This is a genomic window from Desulfoluna butyratoxydans (assembly GCF_900699765.1).
GTDB lineage: Bacteria > Desulfobacterota > Desulfobacteria > Desulfobacterales > Desulfolunaceae > Desulfoluna > Desulfoluna butyratoxydans.
Window position 1 is genome coordinate 229,941 of sequence record NZ_CAADHO010000006.1, and the last position, 24,837, is coordinate 254,777.

Genomic DNA, 24,837 nt, shown 5'->3' on the forward strand with positions numbered 1-24,837 from the left:
CCCTGATGCACATATGGCCCGTGGAACGATGGGGTTTGTTCTTATGGGCCATGTGACCTGTTGATGTCCGCTGTCTCGGCGAACAGAACGCGCTTAATTTAAAGATGTATTCACATTCCAACGTATGATGACTCGAACAGAGCCTCTCAGGCCTTTTTATCCGCATGGGGTTGCGGCACAAAGGCGCGTGAGAAGGTCGGGTGTGAAGTATTGCCCGGCGACGGGGGCTTCGGGTTGTCATCACACTTTTCAGGATCAGGAAGAACATGGCACAGAAAAAAGAGATGATTGGGGGGATCGAGACGCTTGAGGAGGCCCTGGCCTTCCTCGAGGCTCGCATGGACGCTGAGACCCTGGCGAAATTGAAACAGATTCGCACCGAAGAGGTGGTGAAAACCATCGCCAACGCTGCGAAACTCTGCACGCCGGACAGCATCTTCATCAACACTGGATCCGATGCGGACGGAAAAGCCGTTCGTGCAGGCGCTTTGGCCAACGGGGAGGAGGACGCTCTTCCCATGCCGAACCACACGATCCATTTCGAGCTCAAGGAGGAGCAGGGCCGTATCACCGACCGCACCTTCTACCTGGCCGAGCCCGAAGAGAAGGTCAGCTCCCTGGCCAACCGCATCGACCGGTCCGAAGGCCTTGACGACGTCAAGACCAAGATGGGCGGGATCATGAAGGGCATGACCATGATCGTGGGCCTCTACATGAGGGGACCCGTTGGCGCCCTGGGCTCCAACCCCTCCCTTCAGATCACCAGCTCCTTTTACGTGGCCCACAGCGCGGAGATGCTCTACCGCAACCGGTTCAACGACTTTGACAACGAAGTGGAGCGTCTGGGGTACTTCTACACCAACATCCACTCCCAGGGTCTGAACCGAACGGAAGACCTTCCCAACGCCAGGGTCTACATGGACCGAAACGACCAGACCACCTACTCCATCAACTGCACCTACGCGGGCAACACCCTGCTGATGAAGAAGGGCAACCATCGTTTCTCCGTGGACAAGGCAGTGAAGAACCGCGGCAACGAGCTCTCCGAGCACATGTTCATCACGGGCATCGAAGGCCCCGGCAAGCGGACCACCTGGTTTGCAGGCGCCGCCCCCAGCGGTTGCGGCAAGACCACCACCGCCATGGCCGGCCACCACTTTGTGGGGGATGACCTGGCCCAGATGTGGATTGCCGAAGACGGCACCGTGCGCAGCATCAACCCGGAGAGCGGGATCTTCGGCATCGTGGAAGATGTGAACTGGGAAGGCGATCCCGGCCTGATGCCTCTGCTTCGCGAAGAGGGCACCGAGGTAATCTGGTCCAACGTCCTCATCGATGACGACGGCAAGCCCCACTGGACCGGTAACGGCGAAGAGGCCCCCACAAAGGGTCGCAACTTCCAGGGCGAGTGGAAAGCCGGCATGGTGGACGAGAAGGGCAAGCCCGTTCCCGTTTCCCACCCCAACTCCCGCGCCACTCTGGTGGCCAGCTCCCTGGCCAACTACTCCCCCTCTTCCGAAGACCCCAGCGGTGTTGAAACCAGCGTCATCACCTACTCCGGTCGCGATGCCGACACCATGCCCCCTGTATGGGTCGCCAAGAATTCCGACCACGGCGTGGCCATCGGCGCGTGCATCGTCTCCGCCGCCACCGCCACCGAGGTAGGGGCCACCGGCGTGAAGCGTGCCCCCTGGGCCAACGCTCCCTTTATCCCCGGCGCCCTGGGCGAGTACATGGACGCGCAGTTTACCTTCTGGGCCAACGAGCGCATTGCCGACGGCAAGCGTCCCCTCATGGCAGGCCTCAACTACTTCCTGACCCACCAGGCCCGCGGCGGCGAGTCCACCAAGCTCCTGGGCGAAAAAAGGGATGTAAAGGTCTGGCTGGCATGGCTGGAGCGTCGTTTCCACGGCGAGGTGGGCGGCATCGAGACCCCCATCGGCATCATCCCCGAGTACGAGGACCTGAAGGCCCTGTTCACCGACATTCTGGACAAGCCCTACCCCATGGACCTCTACACCAAGCAGTTCTCCCTGTACGTGGACAACATCATGTCCCGTATCGACCTGCAGAATGAAGCCTACGGCAAGGAAGAGGACATTCCCGCCCGTTTCTTCGAGGTTCTCAAGGAACAGAAGCAGGGCCTTGAAGCCCTCAAGGAGAGCTTCGGTGCCGTTGTGAGCCCCGAGGCACTCAAGGAGAAAAACGCCGCTTAGATAGACCCATGCTGAAAACGGCGAAGGCCCCGCTCGATGGCGATCGAGCGGGGCCTTTTTTTTGGGGGGAGGTGCCTTTGGATTTTGCCTCCGGCGGCCAGGTGGGGGCACCTGGGAACCCTATGGCGAATGCATGGCGGCAACCATTCTGCATGCGGTATCAGAGCATTCGCGCGATGTGTGGCATATAGCAACTGCCTTTGCAGGAGAGGCCCATTTCATTCTTCTGGAAACACGATGAAATGAATATGGGAGTCGTTTGACTTTAACCGGAATAGCTCCGGCGGTTCTGCCAGAGGCAACTCACTGTTAGACGCGTTTGCCTTGCATGGTCCCATGGATTCGCGTGCTACCCTGTCCCAATTCTGATATGGGTGGGACGGAACTGTTATCAATTGCATGTGGAGGTGTTATGTCCCATCTGGATTGGGCGATTGTCGGGGGCTACCTGCTGTTCAGCGTGGCCCTCGGCCTCTATTTTTCACGCCGGGCCCTCAAGAGCGTGGACGACTATTTTGTCTCGGGCCGTTCCTTTCCCTGGTGGCTTGCAGGGGTCTCCATGGTGGCTTCGGCCTTTGCCATCGACACCCCTCTGGGCATTACCGGGCTGGTGGCGGAAAACGGCATCCCGGGGGTCTGGTTTGCCTGGTCCTTTGTGCTGGGGGGCGCGGGTACCCTGGGGGCCTTCCTCTTTTCCGCCATGCTGCGCCGGTCCCGCATCATCACCACGGCAGAGCTCATCGAACTGAGGTACTCCGGGCCCCAGGCAGCGGTGCTACGGGCCTTTAAGGGCCTCTACTTCGGGGTGTTCGCCAACGCCATTACCCTGGGGTGGATCTTAAAGGCGGTGTGGACCCTCTCGGAGGTGGTGGTCCCGGGGGTGAACCGGGACCTGTTGCTTTTTGTGCTGCTTTTGTTCACCCTTATCTACACGGCCATGAGCGGGCTCTGGGGCATCGCCGCCACCGACTTTATCCAGTTTGTCATCGGGAGCGTGGGCTCCTTTCTCCTGGCCTTTTACGCCTGGCGGTACATTGGCGGCATCGACCAGGTGGTGATCGGGTTCACGGAAAAATACGGGGCCGCGGACGCAGGCCTTCGCCTCTCCTTCCTCCCGGAGGTGGGGACCCCGTTTTTTGTCACCTTTGTGGTGTTCATGACCCTGAAGTGGTGGGGCAACCCGCCCCCTGCCATCACCCAGCGCATCATCGCCTCCAAAAACGAGCAGGACGCCTCCAAGGCCACCCTCTTTTTTGCGGTGCTGGCCTTCGGGTTCAACTACTGGCCCATGATTTTTGCCGCCATGGTTTCCCTCATCGCCTTTCCCGATGCGTCAAGCCCGGAGACGGGCTACGCCATGCTGCTGACGACCCTGTTGCCCTCGGGCATGCTGGGGCTCATGATGGCCTCCCTTATGGCGGCCTTCATGTCCACGGTGGACACCCACATCAACTACGGGGCCTCGTACATGGTCAACGACATCTATCGCCGGTTTATGGTGAAGGAGGCCTCAGAGACCCATTATGTGCGCGCCTCCCAGGTAAGCACGGTGCTGATGCTCCTCGTTTCCGTGGTGGTGGCTTACAACCTCGATTCCGTGGCCGATGCCTGGTATTATATGTCCATGATCACAGCGGGGTACGGCATTGTCATCGTGATCCGCTGGTTCTGGTGGCGAGTGAACGCCTGGGCCGAGATCACGGCCCTTGCCACCTCGGGGATCACCAGCACGGTGTTGTCGCCCAAGTTTGCCCAGGCCCTGGGGTATTGGGAGGCCATGCCCGATATCCGGTGGCAGTACCGGTTTCTTATCGTGGTGGGGATCTGCACCGTCAGCTGGGTGGTGGTCTGTTTCCTGACGGAGCCGGACGACGAGGCCCACCTTGTGGCCTTTTGCGAGCGGGTGAGGCCGTTTCCCGCCTTTTGGGGGCCTATTTACAGGCGATACCCCCATCTTGGGTGGCGTCCCAATTTTGGGCGGGCCTGCCTGCTCTGGGGCATGGGGGCCGTGGGGGTTTACGCCTTCTGCTTTGGCGTGGGGAGCCTCATGTTCCTTCGGTACGCCCAGGCAGGGGGGCTGATCTTTGTGGCTGCGGTCATCGCGTACCTGATCTCCCGGCTCTGGCGGCCGTGATGAGCCCTGGTGCACCCCCGTGTTTCCCGGAGAAGGGGCCGGGTTTTTGACAGACCGCCCCACCGGCATTACTTTAGGTGGTCCCGGGAAAGACCGGGGCGTCCCCCCGGCCACGGGTGGTTAGCCGACCCTTATTCCGGCCTGATGCTGCACGAGCAGCTCGGTCCATGCCATACGAGGAAAACAGATGAATCTTGAAGAGAAAATGGAGTTGAACGGGAGCCTCTCTCCCGCGGATGCGGCGCGCTACGAGCGTCGCCTGAAAATCATGGGCATGGAGCCGGAGAAGGCACTGGACGCCATCATCAGCGATCCGACCCCTGCGGCCCTGGTGCAGTCCTTTCCCCATCAGGACCTCTACTTCCTTGTCAACGACATCGGGGCAGAGGACGCCTTGCCCGTACTGGCCGTGGCCTCGTCCGAGCAGTGGGAGTACTTTGTGGACGCGGAGGTGTGGCAGCGGGACCTGCTGGACGTGGACGGCTTGACCCGCTGGTTTGATCTCCTCCTCAAGGCCGACCCCAAGCGATGCGTCAACTGGATGGTCGTGGAGCACACCGCTTTTTTCGAGGATTACCTGGCCAGGCACATCGAGGTGAGGGTCCGTGAGAAAAACGAGGATCCGTCCGAGTTCGGGCCCGGCTGGTTCACCTTTGACGACTGGTTTTACATCCGGCATCGCGAGGTCCCGGACGAGCCGGTGGAGGACGGCGCGCCGTACATCCACCCGGACGACCGAAACGACGTGGTCTTCTCCCTGCTCCAGACCCTTTCCAAAGAGGATCACCCGCGCTTTCAGGCCGTGATGCTGGAGGCCATGAGCGTCCTCTCCGCCGAGGTGGAGGAGGAGAGCTATCGCCTGCGCAACGTGCGGCTTTCCGAAAAGGGCTTTCTGCCCTTTGAAGAGGCCCTGGGGGTTTATGCGCCCCTGGATGCGGAGTCCCTGCGCAAGGGCCTTAAAAAGACACCTCCCCTGGATGCGGCCACCGTGGTACCCCACGCCCACACCGGTGAGGTGCCCGAGGGCTCCCTGTTCTCAGATGCCCTGGCGGAGCTGGACGACGTGACGCTTTTGTCCGCCCTTCAGATGGAGTTTGCCGTTTTGTGCAACCGCGTCATTGCCGCCGACCAGAAGCCGGTGCGGGAGCGTGCCGAGCTCTCTTCGGTGGTGAAGAAGGTGTGCGGGTACATCTCCCTGGGCCTTGAGGCGCTGAACCGCGACGCGGAGATGAATAAGGGCCTGGCCGCATGGCTTGCTGAAACCGGCCTGGAAGAGATCTTCAGGGTGGGCTACGGTCTGGCCATGGGGCTGAAGTTCAAGGCGGATCGCTGGCGCAAAGAGAGCTGGCTCCTGGGCCGCGGCCTCTCCCTCTCCCTTCTGGGGGAGGCGTGGATGGGCGTCACCGGAGGCCTGCTTCTCAACCGGCCCCTCTTTTACGACAACTACCGGAGCGGCTCCCTGTACCGGGAGTTTGAGAGTCTGGCCGATATCGAGGCCACCGAGGCGGTGCTCTCCGATGTGACGGGCATCGACGCCGTGCTCAGCCTGCTGGATCCGGATCCCGAGCCCTTTAAGGGGCCCGACTTTACCATCAAGAGCCTGTTGCTGACCCTGTGGGCTGCCGCGTGGCTGGGGGAGGGTGACCATGGGGGGCCCCTTACCCTGGACCAGGTGAAACGGCTTCTCTCCGGCATCTGGACCGATGAGGGGGGCACCAGGCAGGTTTCGGACGAGGCCAAGGCCCACTGCCTGGCCTGGCTCTCCGAGGAAACAGGCTTGAGCCGGGTGGAACTCAGCGAGAGGCTGGCCCGGGGGCTGGAGCGCCTTTTCGGGGAAGTGGCCGACGAGTATGCCCACCTGGACCCCCAGCAGGTCGATGCCCGGTTTATGCAGCTTTTCCTGACCCGTTCCGAGTAGTTTCCGACTTTTTCTTCCACACAGTGGTTCCGGGTTTGACTACTTTTCTTCCCATGGCGACGGGGGGCTCCTTGCCCCCCGTCCCTTGATCCGCCGTCTGTTTCGAGGTGTCTCCGCCGAAAAGGGTATTGACTCACCAAGGGGATCTGGAGTAGCATTTTATCCATGACTTCCCGTGGGTTGCCCTTTGCCTGACGGCCTTTGGCATCTCCGGTTACACGACGCGTACATGTTTCTCTCTTTTTTTTCTCTTTCTGGGTCCGGTGCCCTTCTGCCTGCGTATGCCCATTCCTGCCGGACAATCACCACAGCTTCGTTGCTTCATCCATGTTCTGATTTTGTTCCTTCGTGAATGGCTCCCCTTTTGTGGGCGTCGCTTTTAGGAGGTTCCATGACCTTTGAACCGGAAAGGAAGATCGGGCTGCCTCAGTTCCGAGCCATCAGCCACGCCATTTCCCGTTATGAAGACGTCACCATGCTGGGCCATCACCTGGTGGAGAGTATCTGCATCTCCTTTGAGATCAAGGCGGCCAGCATCCTTCTTTTCGATGACCGGGAAAAGATGCTCTTCAATGTCTGCAGCCACGGGCTCAGTCAGGAGTACAATCGCGTGGTGCCCGAGTTCTCCGATATGTTTCAGGAGTTCACCCAGGGGCGCTGGGTCTACTTCGAAGACTTTGCCAACGACCCGAGGGTGAAAAACAGGGAAGCCGTGAAAAAAGAGGGCATCGCCTCCATGCTGTCGGTTCCCATCAAGCGCAGCGACAACATCCTCGGGCTGCTCAAGCTCTACAACTCCGAACACTGGATTCTCCATGACGAGGACATCATGAGTGTGGCGGTCTTGGCCGAGCAGTACGGCCTTGTCATTGAGAACAACGGTCTCCAGAATTTTCTGAATGAGGTGAAGGTGGCCATGGGAAGCCTTCCCCTCCGCAAGCTCAAAGGGTTGTAAGGTGGCCGGGCGGCTGGTGACCGATACCTCCGATTTCATGTCCATTGATATCGGGGACCGCGTGGCGGTGGGGGGCCGGGAGTACCGGGTCACCGGAAACGCGCGGGAGGGGCGCTTCGGGGTGGAAGACCCCAAGATGTGGGTGAAGTGGGTGGTGGATGAGGCCACCGGGGATCGCAAGGTGATGAAGCTGGTCTTTTTCGAGACCTTTGTCACCTCCCTGGGAGGCGTGAAGATCCGCTGCTTCCGGGACCCGGTCAAGGAGGGGAAGATCCTTTCCCTGGTCAAGGACCATCCTTATTTCATGCAGGGGGTGGAGTTCAACGACAACCGGGACAACAGCGTTCGGATCATCGACGTGGTGCGGGGAGAAAATTTCTATTTTTACATCGAGGGGCTGCACATGCCCCATAAAGTCTACTTTGAGGAGGTGCTCCCCGGGATCCTCAAGGGGCTGGTCAAGGCCTTCGAGGCCCTGAGGTACCTGCATGTGAACGGGTTCCGGCACGGGGATGTGAGGAATGACCACATCATCATCGACAACGAGTCCGGCAACTACACCTGGATCGATTTCGACTACGACTACCAGGCCACGGAGAACCCCTTCGGGCTGGATATTTTCGGCATGGGAAATATCCTGCTTTACGCCATCGGAAAGGGGTTTCACACCCTTCACATGATCAAGTACGACACCCGCATCTACGGCGATCTCTTTGACTCGCTGGTGGCCACCGACCTGTCGATCCTGGACGGCAACCGGGTGATGAACCTGCGCAAGGTCTACCCTTACATCCCCAAGGCGCTGAACAACATCCTGCTGCATTTTTCACGGGGGTGCGAGGTGTATTACGAAAACACGGACGAGCTGATTGAAGACGTGACACGCTGCCTTTATTCTATCTTCTAACGGGAGTGACCAATCGGAGGTGGGCATGGATTCCATGTTGATTGCCTTAAGTGATTCCATGAGTTCCAAGGCGGTGCTGGAATATGTTCTGGCCATGGCCTGGTGCCCCGAGGATCTGCAGGTGACCCTGCTCCATGTGTTCCGCAAGCAGTCGGGCGGGGAAGCCCTCATGGGGCAGAAGTTCATGAAAAAGCAGCCTGCCCGGTACATGGAGGTACTGGAACAGGCCAGGGACCGGTTTGTGGAGAAGGGGGTGCCCCCGGAGAACATCACCCTCCTCATGGTCACCGAACCCTACGACACCATTGCCGACGGCATCATCGACCAGGCCCGGCGGGTCAACCCCTCCCTGGTGGTCATCGGCCGCAAGCGCATGAGCAAGGCCGAGGAATTTGTTCTTGGGGACGCCAGCATCAAGCTGGTGCGGGCCTTGGAGGGCATGGCCGTGCTGGTGGTAAAGGTAAGCTGAGGTAAAGCCGGGTGTGACTTGGCCCGGGCAAGGAAGGACAAAACGCGACGGGCCGTCCATGATGCGCATCATGGACGGCCCGTTTTTATTTTGGTTCGCCTTGCCTGGGGCAGGCCGCCCTTGAAGGGGTGTTATCCCCTGGCCGGGATGGGGATGGCCTCGGCCAGCCGGGAGAGAACGGCCCCTGCGTTTCCCTTGAGGAAGATGTCGGTGACTCCGGCGGTGAGGGGCGTGGGGGTGGGGTTCACCTCGATGATGGTGGCCCCGTTCTGTTTGGCCAGGACCGGCATCATGGCCGCGGGCTGGACCGTGGCCGAGGTGCCCACCACGAGCATGGCCTCGCACTGGGAGGCGAACTCCCGGGATCGGCCCAGGGCCTCCATGGGGATATTTTCCCCGAAAAAGACGCAGTCGGGCCGGTAGATGCCCCCGCAGGCGCAGAGCGGAGGAAGGCTCTCAAGGCCGATCTCTTCGCTGGGGGTGGCCTTACCGCACGCCATGCAGACCAGGGTGGCAAAGGTGCCGTGGAACTCAATGACATCCTGGCTTCCGGCTTTCTGGTGGAGGGAATCGACGTTCTGGGTGATGACGGCCGAGAGCAGGCCCCGGCGCTCGAATTCGGCCAGGGCCAGATGGGCTTTGTTAGGCCTGGCGGTGTCCAGGACCTTTTTCATGGCCCCCATGAGCACTTCCCATACCCTGGCCGGGTTTTTCATGAAGGCATCGATATGGGCAAACTCCGTGGGGTCGATTTTCTCCCAGAGGCTCCCCGGTCCCCTGAAGGGCGGGATGCCGCTCTCAACGGAAATGCCCGCGCCGGTGAGGGCCACGGTGAGGCGGCTTCGGGTCAGGGCGTGTACCGCGTCGAGGATGTTTGTCTCCATGTTATTCTCCTAAGGCTCTTATACCGACATGACGGTGTCGGACCCCACGGCAAAGCAGTCCAGGGGCGACTCCGCCCGGAGGATCTCGTCCCTGCAGGCGTTGACGATATCGTCGATGGCATCGTCGGTGTGTTCGGCGTTGTGGTGGATAAGTCCCAGGCGGCCCACCTCCGCTGCCAGGGCCAGGCGCAGGGTGTCGGGCCAGGCCGAGTGCCCCCAGCCCTTGCGGGGCTCGTACTCCTCTTGGGTGTATTCGGCGTCGTGCAGGAGCAGATCGCTGCCGCGGACAAAGGCGACGTAGTCGTCAAAGGCTCCCCCGCCTTCGTGGGTGTGGCCCAGTTCGTTGTCGGTGAGGAACACTGCCTGACGGTCGTTTTCCCGGATGCGGTAGCCCAGGCCCCCGTTGGGGTGGCTGATGGGGATGGTGTCGAAGGTGAGGCTCCCGATGGTGAAGTGATCCAGGGGGAAATCAGCAAAGCGGATGTGCTTTTTGATGTCCCGGTAGGGGACGGGAAACCGTGGCGGAGAGAAGAGGGTGTCCAGGGCCTCTTCGATGTAGCTTCCCCCGAAGGGCAGGCGCGGTATGGTGATCTGGCAGGTGTCGGAGAACAGGGGGGCAAAGGCGGTGAGGCCCATGAGGTGGTCCCAGTGGACGTGGGTGAACAGGAGGTGGCAGGAACGGCATCCCTCCCGGGCCATGAGGCTGCCGAGGTTGCGAATCCCGGTTCCTGCGTCGATGATGACAAGGTCGTTGGTTTCGCTTCGTATTTCCAGACAGGTTGTCTCGCCGCCGTAGGTCAGGTAGCCCGGTCCGGAGACTGGGATCGAGCCGCGGGAGCCCCAGCACTTGATGTACATGTCGGTCCCTCAGGGTCATGGCATGGGTGTTTTCCCATGCGGGTTGAATAAAAATGGCCTGTTGACGCCTTGGGTTGAGGCATTGTGAGACAGCATAGCGCATAGGGCAGGTATCAGACAAGGTGCATGTGGCCCGTGGCGTCACTTTGCCTGATGACGCTCTTTTGGAGGCACCAGACATTTCACTAGGTGCACGTCATATTTCAGGATATGAGGGGCGTCCGAAGGTCCGAATGGGAGCGCTGTTTTGCTGCGGCAAATGCTCCCTCAGCTTGACATCCCCAATCACATTTATTACTATCTCATTTCTTTCGGTACATTGTTTACAGTTGCGTATTCATGTGCCTTTCGTGAAAGGGTCGGAATCCTTGACCTATCAACCCGCAATGATGGTATGAAAAGAGGGGGTGTCAAGCAGGACAGGTGGCACCCCTGGGCACGGATCCGGTTTGATCCGCCTCCCGGATGTCCTGGGACAGGGGAGGCGCCCGGTTTTGCCGACAGGATAAACACGGACAGATGATTTCATAATGAAAGGAGATGTTTCATGGCCCAACCCATTGCCGATCGACGGGATGTAGACTTTGTTCTCCATGAACAGATGGAGGTAACCCGGCTGACGGACAACGAGACCTTCGCCGAATTCAACAAAAAAACCATCGACATGATTGTCTCCGAGGCACGTTCCCTTGCCATCAAGGAGATCATGCCCACCCAGGAGCCCGGAGACGCCGGGTGTGACTTTGAAGGGGGCACTGTGACCCTGCCGGAGTGTTACTCACGGCCCTGGGAGCTTTTCATCGAAGGGGAGTGGCTCGCCATGTCCGATTCCCCGGAGTGGGGCGGGCAGGGCATGCCCAAGACCGTGGCCCTGGCCGCCAATGAGTATTTCATCGGGGCCAACGTGGCCTTTATGCTCTACCACGGCCTCACCCACGGGGCGGCCAAGATGGTGGAGGAGATCGGTAACGAAAAGCAGAAAAAACTCTACCTGAAAAAACTTTACTCCGGTGAGTGGGCCGGGACCATGCTCCTCACCGAAGCGTGTGCCGGGTCCGATGTGGGGGCCCTTGAGACCACGGCCAAAAAGAACCCGGACGGGACTTATTCCATCACCGGCAGCAAGATCTTTATCTCCGGCGGCGAGCACAGCATGACGCCCAACATCGTCCACCCTGTTCTTGCCCGCATCGAGGGCGCCCCTGCCGGGACCCGGGGCATCAGCCTTTTTCTGGTTCCCAAGTACCGTGTCAACGACGACGGGTCCCTGGGTGAATTCAACGACGTGGTCTGCACCGGCATCGAGCACAAGATGGGCATCAACGGCAGCGCCACCTGCTCCCTGACCCTGGGGGGCAGCGGAAACTGTATCGGTGAGCTCCTGGGCGAGGAAAACAAGGGCATGCGCAACATGTTCATCATGATGAATGATGCCCGGCAGCTGGTGGGCTTGCAGGGCTTCGGCGTGGCCACGGCCAGCTACATGCACGCCCTGGCCTACGCCCGTGAGCGGGTCCAGGGGGCCAACATGGTGAAGCCCAGGGAGGGCAGCGTTCCCATCATCCAGCACCCGGACGTGCGGCGCCAGCTCCTGGAAATGAAGGCCAATGTGGAAGGCATGCGCAGCCTCATCTACTTTTCCGGCATCTGTCACGACATGGTCAAGCTGGCCGAAGACGAGGAGACCCGTCTGGAGTACAGCCAGCTCCTGGAGGTGCTGACCCCCATCATCAAAGGGTATGTCACGGACAAGGCCAATGAAGTGTGCAGCCACGGTGTCCAGGTCTACGGCGGCTACGGGTACTGCAAGGACTTTCCGGTGGAGCAGCTCCTGAGGGACAGCCGGATTTTCCAGATTTACGAGGGCACCAACGGCATCCAGTCCATGGACCTTCTGGGCCGCAAGGTGGGCATGAGCAAGGGCAAGCCCTTCATGAGCTTTCTGGCCCGCATCAAAAAGACCATCGACGAGGCCAAGGAGTCTGCGGAGCTGAAGCCCCTTGCAGCCAAACTCGAAGAGGTCTACACCCGGTTCAACGAGGTGGTGGTGGCCCTTGCCAACGCGGCCATGGGCGAGAAGGTCCAGAGCGCCTTTGCCCAGTCCCACCCCCTGCTGACGGTCACCGGTGACCTGACCTTCGGCTGGCTGCTGCTCTGGCGTGCCCTCACCGCGGAAAAGGCCCTGGCCGGCAAACCCAAGAAAAAGGATCTCCCCTTCTACGAGGGCCAGATCAAGACCTGCGCCTATTACATCAACAACACCCTTGCCGTGACGCTGGGGCGCCTTGCCGCCATCGAGGGCATGGACGATGCGGTAATCGGCATCTCGGAAGAAGGCTTCGGAAGCAAATAAGCCGGTGACTCCATAACGGCGAGAAGGGCGGTCCTCAGGCGCGGGGGCCGCCTTTTTTTGTTGCCGGGGGCCGTGGGGAAAAAGGGGATGTTCCCCGGGGCACAGTGGGGGTGTTTGCAAAATGATCGCAATTGGGTTAAAAAGATGGTCTCGACCCATGGTCGCGGTATGTTAAAAAAAACGGGCGTTATTATTTCTTCACCTTTCGACGGGCCCTCCAGGTGCGTAAGCGCAAGTACCACTTTCTAAACGCCTTTTATCTGACTGCGGCCCAACCGTAACAGACCTACAGAGCCGGGATTCCCAACAGGGAACCGGGATGGTTTATGACACAAAAAGTTTTGTTGATTTGTCTTGCCTTTCTCCTGTGTGTGCTCGGGACGACCGTTTATGCGGACGCCCCTTCTGAGAAAGCGCTTTTTACCGCCTTTGATCACCTCGAAAAGAGCGTGGGCGCCCCGTCGGGGGCACCGGACGCCGAGTCTTTGGACACCCTTTTCGCCTTTGTCGACAACATCTCCACATCCGGCACTGTCTGGGAAGAAACCCGTAAGGGCCGGGGCACCGGCGTGGGTGTTGCCTTTGCCGTCCCCTCCTCCATGGACCGGTTTATCCGGTACATGTACGATCCGAATATTCCGGTGAGCGCGGTGGTGCCGGGTGTGGTGCGCCTGGTTCGCGATGCCGGGAGCACGGAGGCCTGCAAGGGGAGCTACGCCCGTCTGGGTGAAGAGGGCGGGGGGCTTGAAACCCCTGTGGTGGTGCGCAGCCGCTACGTCATGGAGATTACCCCGGATGGAAACTCCGGGGCGTACTATGGCTACGACCAGAACGAGCTGACCCTGCTTTCTTCGCGAAACGGGCGGCGGTTTCTCCTGACGGCATCCCGCCAGACCGCTCCTTCGGATGTGGGCAAAAAGGGATACCCTGTTGCGACCCGTGACGGAGGGACCCTTTACTGCTATTCCGGGAAGAAGGGGCTCACCAAGACGGGCCTCGGCTGGGTGGACTCTTACATTTACACCTCCATCGCCATTACCGTCTACCTTGAGGATTCTCCTGGCTCAGGCACCCTTACGGCTGTGTCGTGCAAGTGGCTCAATGCCGGGTGGATGGGCAAAAACATGGTGCGCCCCCATCACATTGCCGATGGGATCGAACGGTTTGCAGCGCACCTGGGACGGTTTCTCACCTCCCCCAATGTCCCCGAACCCACGGAGCTGGCAGGGCTTGTGAACCGAGTCAGGGCCACGGGGGACCAGGGGCTCAGGACGGTTTTCGGCAAGCAGCTGGAGGCGTTGGTGGCCCCTGACCAGAAGCGCGCTTCCATGATGGACGGTGACTATGTCCGGGGCCTGGACCGCGAGGAGCTGGTGGCGGGGATTCTCTCCACGCATGTGGAGTCCCTCATGGCCGGGGGGGACCCTGTGTTCCTCAACGGGCTGTTGGGCCACGGTGTGGCGACCAAAGACCCGTCCCTTTTGACCGGGCGCATGGAGCAGCCGGTATCCCGGGTCCCTTCAGGGGCCGGGCCCGCCTTGAATTGACCATCGTAAGGAACCCATTCCATGACAGATAAGAAGAAGAGTGTACGGGCCATCGGGCTCTGTTCCGGGGGACTGGACAGCATCCTGGCAGGCCTGGTACTGAAAGACCAGGGGATCGACGTGACGTGGATCTGTTTCGAGACCCCGTTTTTCCCTGCGGACAAGGCACGGAAAGCTTCAGAGATGACGGGGATTCCCCTCATTGTAAAAGAGATTACCGAGACTTACCTGGAGATGCTCACCGACCCCCCGTGCGGGTACGGAAAGCACATGAACCCCTGCAGGGATTGCCATGCCCTGATGTTTCGCCTGGCAGGCGAAGAGCTGGAAAAAGGGGGGTACGACTTCCTCTTCAGCGGAGAGGTGGCCGGTCAGCGGCCCCTGTCCCAGAACAAGCAGGCCCTTCGTTACGTTGAGAAACGCTCCGGTTTCGACGGAAAGGTGCTTCGGCCCCTGTCGGCCAAGGTGCTGCCCGAGACCGAGGTGGAGACCCTGGGCCTGGTGGACCGTGAGCGGCTCCTCGGTATCCAGGGGCGCTCCCGAAAGGAGCAGATGGCTCTGGCCAAGGCGTACGGCATCGAGGAGTACCCGTCACCTGCCGGCGGGTGCCTGCTGACGGATAAGAAATATTCGGACCGGCTGCGGGACCTGTTTGCCAGCGGCAAGGCCTACGCGCCGAGCGACCTTCACCTGCTCAAGCAGGGGCGGCACCTTCGCCTGCCCGGCGGTGAGAAGGTGATTGTGGGCCGCACCAAAGGGGACAACCGCTGGATCATCACCTACCACGAGCCCGAGCGTCATCTGCTCATCGATCTCAAGGGCAAGGGGAGCCCAACGGTGCTGGTGGATGTTGACGCCTCCGAGGAGACCATTGAGGTGGGTGCCGCCCTCTGTGCTGGGTATGCCAAAGTGCCCCCCGGCGAGGTGGTGGAAGCGGTGGTGAAGTCAGCAGGCGGCCGTCGCGTGATCTCCGTGGCTTCGGTGGATCCCGCCGATTTCCGGGACAGCATCATCTGACGCCTTTAAGCGGTTCAGGACAGATTTGAAAAAAAAGACAGCCCGATGGGGGAAGGACCCCGTCGGGCTGTTTTTTTTTGCTCTCTTTTTTTTAGGGCTTTGCCTCCGCACCTCGCTTTGATCGCCCCAAAGGACGATCAAAGCGAGGTGCGGCTGCATGGGGAGTGGCTTTTGCTGCTCTTTTTTTGAAAAAAGCTTCCGCCGAAGGCGAGTGAGGCTCGCGCTGTTTTCAGGCCTCCGGTGTCTTTTTGAGCTGGTTGGCCCTCAGCTGCCCGCAGGCCGCTGAGATGTCTCGCCCCTTGCTCTGGCGCACGATGGCGGTGTAGCCCGCGTCGTGGAGCAGCTGGAGAAAGTGATCCACGGTGGCGTCGTCGGGGCGTTTAAGGTCGCTGGCCTCGTGCTCGTTGAAGGGCAGGAGGTTGATCTTCACCGACAGGGGACGGAGCATGCGGATGAGTCGGGCGGCATCGGCGTCGCTGTCGTTGACCCCTTTCATGAGGATGTACTCGATGGTGATCTTCTCCCGCTGGCGCAGGGGGTATTTTGCCAGGGCCGCCAGGAGCGCTTCGATGGGGTAGGTGTCGTTTACCGGCATCAGGGCGCTGCGGGTGGCGTTATCCGAGGCGTTGAGGGAGACGGCAAGGTTCACCGGGCTGTTGGCTCCCAGCTCTGGAAGCCGTCCCACCAGGCCGCAGGTGGAGACCGTGATCCGCCGGGCGGAGAAGCGCAGGCCGTAGTCGCTGTCCGTGAGAACGGACAGGGCGGTAAGGACCCGGGGCAGGTTGGCCAGGGGTTCGCCCATGCCCATGAAGACGATGTTTTGAAAGGGCTTTTCAGTCTCGGCCGCATCCTCGTCCATGGGCAGGTCGGACAGGACGTCGCGCACCTGGCCGATGATCTCCCCTGCGGTAAGGTTTCGCTTGAATCCCCCCTGGGCGGTGAGGCAGAATTTACACCCCTGGGCGCACCCTACCTGGCTGGAAATGCACAGGGTTTTTCTGTCCTTTCCGGGGATGAGGACCGACTCGGTGTATTCCCCGTCGGCAAGGCGGAACAGGTATTTTCGTGTTCCGTCAGAGGAAATTTCTACGTTTGCTTTTTCGAGACGGGGTATGGTATAGTTTTCGTCAAGCAATGCCCTTAATTCTTTGCCAAGATCCGTCATCTCCTCAAAGGAGTCGGCCTGACGGATGTAAATCCATTTGAAAATCTGTCCAGCTCTATATGGAGCGATGTTGCGCTCTTTGAGCCAGGCTTCAAGCTCGGGCCGGGAAAAATCTTTAATATCTCTTTTTTTCATATATTTTCCATGGGAATCGTGTATAATAAGGAGTTTCGTTTTCTTGGTATACCCTTATCCGGTAAAAATTTCAATGACTTTCATGCGCCCCTGACGCCTCTGATAATGATTTAAGGTTGTATGTTCGATAATTTAACCGAAAAGCTGACGTCGGTCCTTAAAGACCTGAGGGGCCATGGGAAACTCACGGAGAAGAACATCGACGGCGCCCTCAAAGAGGTGCGCATGGCGCTCCTTGAGGCGGATGTCCATTATAAGGTAGCCAAGACCTTTGTGGGTGAGGTCAAGGAGCGTGCCCTCGGTCACGAGGTCATGGAAAGTCTCACTCCCGGCCAGCAGGTGGTCAAGATTGTCAACGATTCCCTGGCCGACCTCATGGGGTCAAGCCATGAGGATCTGGTCCTTGCCGGAGAGAAACCGGTCTCTGTGATGTTGACAGGGCTCCAGGGTTCCGGTAAGACAACCACGGCCGGTAAGCTGGCGCTTTATCTCCGCAAAAAGGGCAGAAAACCCTTCCTGGTGCCTGCGGACGTGTATCGCCCCGCGGCCATCGATCAATTGAAAAAACTGGCGTCTCAGCTGGATGTGCCCGTCTTTGATTCCGAAGTGGGTATGGACCCGGTTGATATCTGTCGGTCGGCACGGGCCGCGGCCCAGCAGAACGGGTGTGACACCCTGATCCTGGATACGGCGGGTCGGCTCCACGTGGACGAGGAGCTTATGGCCGAGCTGGTCCGGATCAAGTCCGAGGTAACCCCTTCGGACATTCTTCTGGTGGCCGATGCCATGACCGGTCAGGATGCCGTGAACATCGCCAAGTCCTTTGACGGTGCTCTGGACCTCGGCGGTGTGGTCTTGACCAAGATGGACGGCGATGCGCGGGGAGGGGCGGCCCTCTCCATCAAGGCCGTTACCGGCAAACCGATCAAGTTCATCGGTACCGGTGAAAAATCAAGTGCTCTGGAACCGTTTCATCCCGATCGGATGGCGTCTCGTATTCTGGGGATGGGGGACACCCTCACTCTCATCGAGAAGGCCGCCGAGATGGTGGATGAGAAGAAGGCCCAGGACCTTGAGAAAAAGTTGCGTAAGAATCAATTCACTCTGGAGGATTTCAGGGATCAGCTGGTTTCCATCCGCAAGATGGGGTCGCTGGGTGATATGCTGAAGATGCTTCCCGGGGTGTCGGGAAATAAACAGCTGAAGAACCTGGAGGTGGATGATCGGGAGATTGTCCGCATTGAGGCCATCATCAATTCCATGACGGCGGAAGAGCGGCGCAAACATGCCATTGTCAATGGCAGCCGCCGGAAGCGTATCGCCATGGGTAGCGGGACGTCGGTACAGGATGTGAACAAGCTCCTGAAGAACTACACCCAGATGATGAAAATGATGAAAAAGTTCAATAAAGGCGGCATGCGATCCTTACGGGGCATGCTTCCATTTTAGATGAGGAGAAAGAAAAAGCAATGGCAGTAAAGATCCGATTAGCAAGGGGTGGGGCCAAGAAGAAGCCTTTTTACCGTATTGTTGTGGCCGATTCAGAAGCACGGCGAGACGGCCGGTTTCTTGAGATCGTCGGGACCTACGATCCGCTCAAGGACCCTGCAAAAGTGACTGTTAAACATGACCGCGTGGGTTACTGGCTTGGCGAAGGTGCCATTCCGACTGATACGGTTCGCGACATCCTGAAAAAGGAAGGCGAGCCGGCTACCGCCAGCTAATCTACGCACCAACCCAATTCTCATATGCCCGAAAGGAGATGCGAGATGAAAGAGCTGATCAACTATATTGCCCAGGCCCTTGTGGACAACCCGGATGAAGTTGTGGTTTCTGAAGTGGAAGGCAATCAGACGTCTGTTCTCGAGTTGAAGGTGGCGAAAGAGGATTTGGGAAAAGTGATAGGTAAACAGGGACGTACTGCACGCGCTATGAGGACAATTCTCAGTGCAGCATCTGCTAAGGTGAAGAAGAGGACTGTTCTGGAAATTGTCGAGTAAGAGCGATTCGGGAAACAGGCGTATAGCCATCGGCAAAATCATCGGCACCCACGGGCTGAAAGGCGGCGCGCGTGTCTACTCCTGGGCGGAGTCCACGGACTCCTACGCCAAGGGTATGCAGCTGACCGTTGCGGCACCGTCCGGTGATGTCGAACTGACCGTGCAGAGTGCAGCTCCCCATAAAAAGGGGCTGCTCCTCACCTTTAAAGAGGTGGGGCACATCAATGACCTGGAACCGTTGGTCGGTAGCGAGCTCTTTGTGGATCGAGCCGACCTCCCGGAACCTGAGGATGGATCCTATTACTGGGTGGACATCATCGGGCTTCGGGTGGAGACGGTGGACGGGGATTTCCTCGGGAAGGTGGACTCCATTTTCCCCACGGGAAGCAACGATGTGTATGTGGTCAAGGATGGAAAAAAAGAGATCCTTGTGCCGGCCCTTGCGTCGGTATTGAAGGAGATCGATCTGGATCAGGGGATCATGGTGGTGGATCTTCCGGAGGGGTTGTTGTGAAGTTTGTAGTTCTGACGATCTTTCCCGAGATGATCAACCCGTTTCTGGAAAACGGCATGCTTCGGCTGGCCGTGGAACGTGGAATTATTGATGCCCGGGCGTTGAACATCCGTGACTATGCCGAAGGAAAGCACAGAGTAACCGACGACAAGCCCTATGGCGGCGGATGCGGGATGGTGATGAAGCCGGAACCGCTCTCCCGGGCCATTGGGGCGGCCTCTGAGATAGCTCCCACTGCAAGACGGATTCTCCTGACTCCCCAGGGGCGGCCCTTTGATCAGGCCATGGCGCAGGACTTTGCAGCGTCTGATGGTCTGATTTTTATTTGTGGCCGTTACGAAGGGGTGGACGAGAGAATCTGCCAGGGCATGGTAGACGAAGAGGTGTCCATCGGTGATTACGTGATGACCGGCGGGGAACTCGCTGCCATGGTGATCGTTGATGCGGTGACACGCCTTTTACCCGGAGTGCTGGGGGGAGACGAGTCGGCCGAAAAGGATTCCTTTTCCGGCGGGCTTCTGGAACACGCGCACTACACCAGGCCATCTGTCTTTGACGGCGAAGGGGTGCCGGATGTTCTCATGTCCGGAAACCACGCCGAGATTGAGAAGTGGCGCAGGGAAACTTCCCTCATCCGTACTTTTCTCAAAAGGCCGGACCTGCTTGAACAGCGGGAATTCAGCCGCGAGGAAAAACACGTGTTAACCGAATGGTGCAGAAGGATTGAAGATCTTGTCGGGTGACGGTAACGTAACACAGGCGGACCTTCATGTGGTTCTGGTTCATCATCCGGTGCGTAACAAAACCGGTGAGACCATCTGTTCGGCGGTGACGAACCTGGATATCCACGACATTGCGAGGACCTCACGGACCTTCGGTGTCAAGGGGTACTACATCGTGACCACCCTGGAAGATCAGAAGGTGCTGACGGAAAAGATCGTCGCCCACTGGACCACCGGTCGGGGTGGCGAACTCAACCCCGCTCGAAAAGAGGCCCTTGAGCTTGTCAAGATTCGTGGGTCCCTGGATGAGGTGGTGGCGGAGATTCGCAGCGATTCGGGGCTGGCGCCCCGTGTGGTGGCCACGTCGGCACGGCAATACGCCGATGCCCTGTCGTGGCAGGCGGGTCGAGCGTGCCTGAGCGAAGGCGGCAGGCCCATGATTCTGATCTTCGGAACAGCCTGGGGCGTCACCGATGAGGTGATTGCTTCGGCGGATCATGTGCTGGAACCCGTTGACGGGGGTACGCATTACAATCATCTTCCGGTGCGGGCCGCAGTGGCGATTATTCTGGATCGCCTCCTCGGTCGGCGATAGCGGAAATGGATGCGTCGGTGTTTTTCTTGTTGATCGATATTGACGCCCTGTGGGATGTCTGATATTGATTACCGGATTTGTTAGACTATACGGTGACCAATTTTACGTTTGGGAGTAAATAATGGATATAATTACTAAAATTGAAAAAGAGCAGATGCGTCTCGACGTACCTCACTTTGTGGCCGGCGATACGATTCGGGTTCATGTGAAAATTGTCGAGGGTGAAAAAACCCGTATTCAGGTATTTGAAGGGGTTGTAATCAGCAAGAGCAAGGGCGGGGTCAATGCACGTTTCACCGTGCGTAAGATCTCCAACGGCATCGGTGTGGAGAGGGTTTTTCCCCTGCACTCCCCCAGCGTCGACCACATTGAAGTGGTGACCCGCGGCCGTGTTCGTCGTGCCCGCATCTACTACCTCCGCAACCTGCGAGGCAAGGCAGCGCGTATCAAAGAGCGTCGCCTTCACTAATTCCGATCCGTGGCTGGTCCGGATTGATTCAATCCGGGCCGCGTGCCATGGTCATCAGCATTGCGATAAAGGGTTGCACCTATGTGGACCTATGAGAAAAAAGCCGTTTCAAACGGCTTTTTGCGTGTTGCGGGAGTGGACGAGGCCGGAAGGGGCCCCCTGGCAGGGCCGGTGGTGGCTGCAGCGGTGGTTTTGCCCTCAGGCTTTGAGGTCGGGGAGATCACCGACTCCAAAAAGCTCACCCCCAAAAAGCGGGATCGCCTCTATGATTACATCCGGGCCGAAGCAACGGCCGTGGGTGTCGGGATTGTGGATGCCGAAACCATTGACACCGTCAACATCCTCCAGGCGAGCCTTGCTGCCATGAGGGAAGCGGTCATGGATCTTGGCGACGCTCCGGATTTCCTCCTTGTGGACGGAAAATTCGAGGTGCCCATGCCCCTTGCCCAGGAAGCCCTGGTGAAGGGGGACTCCCGGTCGGCCTCCATTGCCTCGGCCTCCATTGTGGCCAAGGTGATTCGGGACCGGATGATGGCGGAATACGCCGAAACCTATCCTGAGTATGGGTTTGCCGGGCACAAAGGTTACCCCACCAAGGCCCACAAAGAGGCCATTGCGACCTTCGGGCCCACCCCCATCCACCGCAAGACCTTCAGGGGCGTTGCTGAGCACGTCGCCTGACAAACCTGTTCCCAATCGACCTCTTTCGAGGGACCATGTCCTTTTCCCGCATGCGGTTCGGCCGACGCAGTGAAAAGCGGGCGGCCCGCCACCTGAAACGTCGTGGGTACCGAATCCTTGCCATGAACGCCGTGACCCCCGTAGGGGAGATCGATATTGTGGCCGAGGACGGAGAGACCCTTGTGTTTGTGGAGGTCAAGGCGCGAACCACCCTCTTGTTCGGACACCCCGAAGAAGCTGTCACCCGGGCCAAGCAGGCCACCCTGGGCCGCGCCGCCCTTTACTGGCTGAAAAGCCGCGATGCCCTTTCGAGACCGGCACGGTTTGATGTGGTGGCCATCATGGCCGGCGGCACCTCGGAGGTTCAGGTGATTGAAAATGCCTTTCCCATCCCCATCCGATAAGCAGGACGACGGTCCTGCCCTCTATATTGTTTCAACCCCCATCGGCAACCTGGAGGATATCACCCTCCGGGCACTTCGCATCCTCAAAGAGGTTTCCCTTATTGCCGCCGAAGACACGCGGCATACACGAAAGCTCCTGTCCGCCTACGAGATCACCACGCGCATGACGGCCCTCCACGAGCACAACGAGGAGGAGCGTGCCAGCCGCGTCATCGACAAGGTGCTGGCCGGTGAGAGCGTGGCCCTGGTCACGGATGCGGGCACCCCGTGTATTTCAGACCCCGGCTACCGCCTGGTGTCTGCGGCGTCCCGTCAAGGGGTTCGGGTGGTTCCGGTTCCCGGGGCGTCAGCCCTCCTGGCGGGTCTTGCTGCTGCGGGCCTTCCCACCGATGCCTTTCATTACCAGGGGTTCCTTCCCAAAAAGCAGGGCAAAAGGCGCGACATCCTTTCGGCCCTTGCATCCCTTTCCCATACCTTTGTTCTCTATGAGGCCCCCTCCCGCATTGAACGGCTCCTTGGCGAGCTGGCCGATGTTCTTGGGGATCGTCCGGCGGTGCTGGCCCGCGAGCTGACCAAGCGCCATGAAGAGTTTTTGAGGGGGACGCTCTCCTCCATTGCCGGTGAGCTGGCCTCACGCTCCTCTGTAAAGGGGGAGTGTACCTTGATGGTGGGGGGCGCCACGGAGAGTGCCGCTCCTGTTGTGGTGGATCTTGATGAAGAGATCCGCCGGGCTCTGGCCGACTCCGATGAGTCACCGTCCCGCCTTGCCAAATCTCTGGCCAAGCGCCTGGGGCTCCCCAAAGGGGAGGTGTATGATGCCGTGGTGAGGTTGTCCGGCGACAGGTGACGGGAAAGCCCCGGGCGTACCCTGTTCGGGTTTCTGATTGTGCCTTTTGATGGCGGTCCGTGTTACTGCCGTCGGGATAACTCGTTTGACTGTTCTGGTGCAGGTAACGTTTGGGCGATGTTAGTAATATTGCTTATCAAGTTAATCAATTAAAAAACTTAAAGATCTCCCGGAGATAAATTTACCGTGTGGTAAACGGCGGTGAGTGGTCGTGTTGACATTTTTTTGACTGCTAGGTATAAACGCGGACCCTGTTGTGTGTGTTACTTATTGCCATTGTTGGGGATTTTTTTAGGGTCGCGGGCCGCGGGATTGCCTTCGTGTTCCCGGCAGGGGACAATGGCTTGACAGGATAAGCGAACAATTAGAAAATGACATACCCCCTTTTCTTTCCGTCGGGGCGGAGTGTGTCCCGGGAAGCAGCTGGTGTCGGCCCTTGATGGTCAGAGGGCTGTGTGCATCTTTTTTTTCGGTGCGGTCCGGTCGGGCGACGCAGTTGTAAGGGGGAAGCCGGGTGCCAGTCTTATTGCAACCTCACCGATGATGCCGCTGCTCCGGCGGGCGTGCTGTCGCGGTGAACGATCCGGGTGGGCTGATATGAAGGTTGATCATTCTTTTTTCGAGGAGGTTTCGGCCAAAAGCGGCCAGGACCTCTCCAGGTGCTTTCACTGCATGTGCTGCTCGGGCGGTTGTCCGGTGGCCCACGGCATGGACTATCTGCCCAACCAGATCCTGCGCATGATCCAGCTGGGCATGAAGCAGGAGGTTCTGGAGAGTCGGGCCATCTGGGTCTGTGTCGGGTGCTACGCCTGCGTTACCGAGTGCCCCAACCGGGTGCATATCCCCTACATGATGGACGCCCTGCGTGAGATCGCCCTGACCGAGCAGGTCAATGTCGGTGAAAAAGACATCTGGGCTTTCCATCGGGAGTTCTTGAAGCAGGTGGACAAGCGGGGCCGCATCTACGAACTCGAATTCATGGCGCGCTACAAGCTGGCCACCGGCAATTTGTTTCAGGATGTGGCCATGGGGATGAAGATGTTCCGCCTCGGGCGGCTGGAGCTTTTGCCCAGCAGTGTGAAGCACAAAGAGATCATGAAAAAAATCAGGGAGGCCTGCGATGAGTAACGCAAAAAGCACCGGAGAAAAGAGGCTGCGTCGTGTGCACTACTACCCCGGATGCTCCCTGATGTCGTCGGCCCGGGATTTCGGCACCTCCCTGTTCCAGATGTTTCGCCTCATGGGGACCTGGGTGGAGCCCCTGGAGGACTGGAACTGCTGCGGTGCCTCGCCCGCCCACAGCGTCAACCCCGATTATGCCACCCTCCTTGCCGGGCGGAACATTCTTCTTGCCGAGCGCCAGGGCATCGACGACCTCTATGTGGTCTGCCCCAGCTGCTTTGTGCGCCTTCGTACGGCCGAGAAGATCCTGGCCACCGATGCCTCCATGAACGCCAAGCTCGCCAAGGCCTGTGGCCGGGAGTATGAGGGGGGCGTTCGCCTGAAGTTTACCCCGGAGATTCTCTCCGATGCCCCCATCGTGTTTGAAAAGGCGGTGGTTAATCCCCTGGAGGGGCTCCGCGGCGTGCTCTACTTCGGGTGCCTGCTGACGCGGCCCGAGTGGATCACCGGCTTTGACATCCGTCCTTATGAAAAGAAGCTCAAGCGCCTGGTCAACGTGCTGGACGTGGAGACCCCGGACTGGAGTTACAGCAAGCAGTGCTGCGGCTCCCACCTGGCCGTGACAAAACCCGATATGGTGGACGGCATGGTGGACCGGATTCGTGATCATGCCCGGCGGGCCGGCGCCAACTGCATCATCGCCTTTTGTCCCTTGTGCCAGGTAAACCTGGAACTCCGGGGCAAGGAGGTGGAGCCCCTGCCGGTCTTCTATATTTCTGAGCTTATCGGCATGGCCGCCCGGCTGCCCGGTTACGAGAACTGGGTCAAAAAGCACCTGGTGGACCCGCGCCCGCTGTTGAACCAGCTGGGGCTTCTGTAGCGGGGGGGGGGGGAACTCATCCTTGATGTCGGAGGGCGGTTTTTT

At 59.2% G+C, this 24,837-nt stretch carries 24 protein-coding genes; 21 read left to right on the top strand and 3 right to left on the bottom strand.

Annotated features, from left to right (window positions below):
- Nucleotides 1-266: 266 nt before the first annotated feature.
- The 6 genes from MSL71_RS16970 (at nt 267) to MSL71_RS16995 (ending at nt 8,599) form a co-directional block, all read left to right on the top strand.
- Complete coding sequence (locus tag MSL71_RS16970; protein WP_180142610.1) at nt 267-2,216, top strand: phosphoenolpyruvate carboxykinase (GTP); 1,950 nt, start codon at nt 267-269, stop codon at nt 2,214-2,216.
- A gap of 412 nt (nt 2,217-2,628) precedes the next feature.
- Nucleotides 2,629-4,350, top strand: a complete 1,722-nt coding sequence (locus MSL71_RS16975; RefSeq protein WP_180142612.1) for a sodium:solute symporter family protein — start codon at nt 2,629-2,631, stop codon at nt 4,348-4,350.
- A gap of 187 nt (nt 4,351-4,537) precedes the next feature.
- Entirely contained in the window at nt 4,538-6,268 is a 1,731-nt protein-coding gene (locus MSL71_RS16980; protein ID WP_180142614.1) for a DUF6178 family protein, read from the top strand.
- Nucleotides 6,269-6,659: 391 nt separating this feature from the next.
- Nucleotides 6,660-7,223, top strand: a complete 564-nt coding sequence (locus tag MSL71_RS16985; protein WP_180142616.1) for a GAF domain-containing protein — start codon at nt 6,660-6,662, stop codon at nt 7,221-7,223.
- 16 nt (nt 7,224-7,239) lie between these two features.
- On the top strand, nt 7,240-8,130 hold the full coding sequence (locus MSL71_RS16990; protein WP_246317814.1) for a serine/threonine-protein kinase: 891 nt from the start codon (nt 7,240-7,242) through the stop codon (nt 8,128-8,130).
- 25 nt (nt 8,131-8,155) lie between these two features.
- The gene (locus tag MSL71_RS16995) at nt 8,156-8,599 is read left to right on the top strand and encodes a universal stress protein (protein ID WP_180142618.1); all 444 of its coding nucleotides are present in this window, start codon (nt 8,156-8,158) and stop codon (nt 8,597-8,599) included.
- Nucleotides 8,600-8,730: 131 nt separating this feature from the next.
- Here the strand turns inward: MSL71_RS16995 and MSL71_RS17000 are convergent, their stop codons facing one another.
- Both MSL71_RS17000 and MSL71_RS17005 read right to left on the bottom strand, forming a co-directional pair.
- Nucleotides 8,731-9,483, bottom strand: a complete 753-nt coding sequence (locus tag MSL71_RS17000) for an SIR2 family NAD-dependent protein deacylase (RefSeq protein ID WP_180142620.1) — start codon at nt 9,481-9,483, stop codon at nt 8,731-8,733.
- Nucleotides 9,484-9,501: 18 nt separating this feature from the next.
- Nucleotides 9,502-10,341: an MBL fold metallo-hydrolase gene (locus MSL71_RS17005; protein WP_180142622.1), complete on the bottom strand. Its 840-nt coding sequence runs from the start codon at nt 10,339-10,341 to the stop codon at nt 9,502-9,504.
- Nucleotides 10,342-10,888: 547 nt separating this feature from the next.
- Here MSL71_RS17005 and MSL71_RS17010 point away from each other — a divergent pair.
- From MSL71_RS17010 to MSL71_RS17020, 3 genes are all read left to right on the top strand, one after another.
- Nucleotides 10,889-12,694, top strand: a complete 1,806-nt coding sequence (locus MSL71_RS17010) for an acyl-CoA dehydrogenase (RefSeq protein WP_180142624.1) — start codon at nt 10,889-10,891, stop codon at nt 12,692-12,694.
- Between the two features lie 326 nt (nt 12,695-13,020).
- Nucleotides 13,021-14,241, top strand: a complete 1,221-nt coding sequence (locus MSL71_RS17015) for a hypothetical protein (protein WP_180142626.1) — start codon at nt 13,021-13,023, stop codon at nt 14,239-14,241.
- A 21-nt stretch (nt 14,242-14,262) separates the two neighbouring features.
- Nucleotides 14,263-15,258: a tRNA 4-thiouridine(8) synthase ThiI gene (locus MSL71_RS17020; RefSeq protein WP_180142628.1), complete on the top strand. Its 996-nt coding sequence runs from the start codon at nt 14,263-14,265 to the stop codon at nt 15,256-15,258.
- Nucleotides 15,259-15,487: 229 nt separating this feature from the next.
- On the opposite strand, the gene rlmN is transcribed toward MSL71_RS17020, so the two are convergent.
- Nucleotides 15,488-16,558 (bottom strand): dual-specificity RNA methyltransferase RlmN, encoded by a 1,071-nt coding sequence (rlmN, locus tag MSL71_RS17025; protein WP_180142630.1) that lies wholly within the window; start codon nt 16,556-16,558, stop codon nt 15,488-15,490.
- Between the two features lie 120 nt (nt 16,559-16,678).
- On the opposite strand from rlmN, the gene ffh reads away from it, so the two are divergent.
- From ffh to MSL71_RS17085, 12 genes are all read left to right on the top strand, one after another.
- Nucleotides 16,679-18,007, top strand: a complete 1,329-nt coding sequence (ffh, locus tag MSL71_RS17030; protein ID WP_180142632.1) for a signal recognition particle protein — start codon at nt 16,679-16,681, stop codon at nt 18,005-18,007.
- 20 nt (nt 18,008-18,027) lie between these two features.
- Entirely contained in the window at nt 18,028-18,282 is a 255-nt protein-coding gene (gene rpsP / locus MSL71_RS17035; protein WP_180142634.1) for a 30S ribosomal protein S16, read from the top strand.
- 45 nt (nt 18,283-18,327) lie between these two features.
- Nucleotides 18,328-18,558 (top strand): KH domain-containing protein, encoded by a 231-nt coding sequence (locus tag MSL71_RS17040; protein WP_092211420.1) that lies wholly within the window; start codon nt 18,328-18,330, stop codon nt 18,556-18,558.
- On the top strand, nt 18,548-19,072 hold the full coding sequence (rimM, locus tag MSL71_RS17045; protein ID WP_180142636.1) for a ribosome maturation factor RimM: 525 nt from the start codon (nt 18,548-18,550) through the stop codon (nt 19,070-19,072). The genes MSL71_RS17040 and rimM overlap by 11 nt, the downstream gene beginning before the upstream one ends.
- Nucleotides 19,069-19,815, top strand: coding sequence for a tRNA (guanosine(37)-N1)-methyltransferase TrmD (gene trmD, locus MSL71_RS17050; RefSeq protein WP_180142638.1), 747 nt, complete (start codon nt 19,069-19,071; stop codon nt 19,813-19,815). Before rimM ends, trmD begins: the two co-directional genes overlap by 4 nt.
- A complete protein-coding gene (locus MSL71_RS17055) occupies nt 19,805-20,389 on the top strand; it encodes an RNA methyltransferase (protein ID WP_246317815.1) in 585 nt (194 codons plus the stop codon). The genes trmD and MSL71_RS17055 overlap by 11 nt, the downstream gene beginning before the upstream one ends.
- 121 nt (nt 20,390-20,510) lie before the next feature.
- Nucleotides 20,511-20,858, top strand: coding sequence for a 50S ribosomal protein L19 (gene rplS, locus MSL71_RS17060; protein WP_092211417.1), 348 nt, complete (start codon nt 20,511-20,513; stop codon nt 20,856-20,858).
- Between the two features lie 81 nt (nt 20,859-20,939).
- Nucleotides 20,940-21,539, top strand: coding sequence for a ribonuclease HII (locus MSL71_RS17065; protein WP_180142640.1), 600 nt, complete (start codon nt 20,940-20,942; stop codon nt 21,537-21,539).
- 35 nt (nt 21,540-21,574) lie between these two features.
- A complete protein-coding gene (locus MSL71_RS17070) occupies nt 21,575-21,943 on the top strand; it encodes a YraN family protein (RefSeq protein WP_218951062.1) in 369 nt (122 codons plus the stop codon).
- Nucleotides 21,918-22,790, top strand: coding sequence for a 16S rRNA (cytidine(1402)-2'-O)-methyltransferase (rsmI, locus tag MSL71_RS17075; RefSeq protein WP_180142642.1), 873 nt, complete (start codon nt 21,918-21,920; stop codon nt 22,788-22,790). Before MSL71_RS17070 ends, rsmI begins: the two co-directional genes overlap by 26 nt.
- Before the next feature lie 597 nt (nt 22,791-23,387).
- Nucleotides 23,388-23,918, top strand: a complete 531-nt coding sequence (locus MSL71_RS17080; protein ID WP_180142644.1) for a 4Fe-4S dicluster domain-containing protein — start codon at nt 23,388-23,390, stop codon at nt 23,916-23,918.
- Nucleotides 23,911-24,792: a heterodisulfide reductase-related iron-sulfur binding cluster gene (locus MSL71_RS17085; protein WP_180142646.1), complete on the top strand. Its 882-nt coding sequence runs from the start codon at nt 23,911-23,913 to the stop codon at nt 24,790-24,792. The genes MSL71_RS17080 and MSL71_RS17085 overlap by 8 nt, the downstream gene beginning before the upstream one ends.
- Nucleotides 24,793-24,837 lie beyond the last annotated feature (45 nt).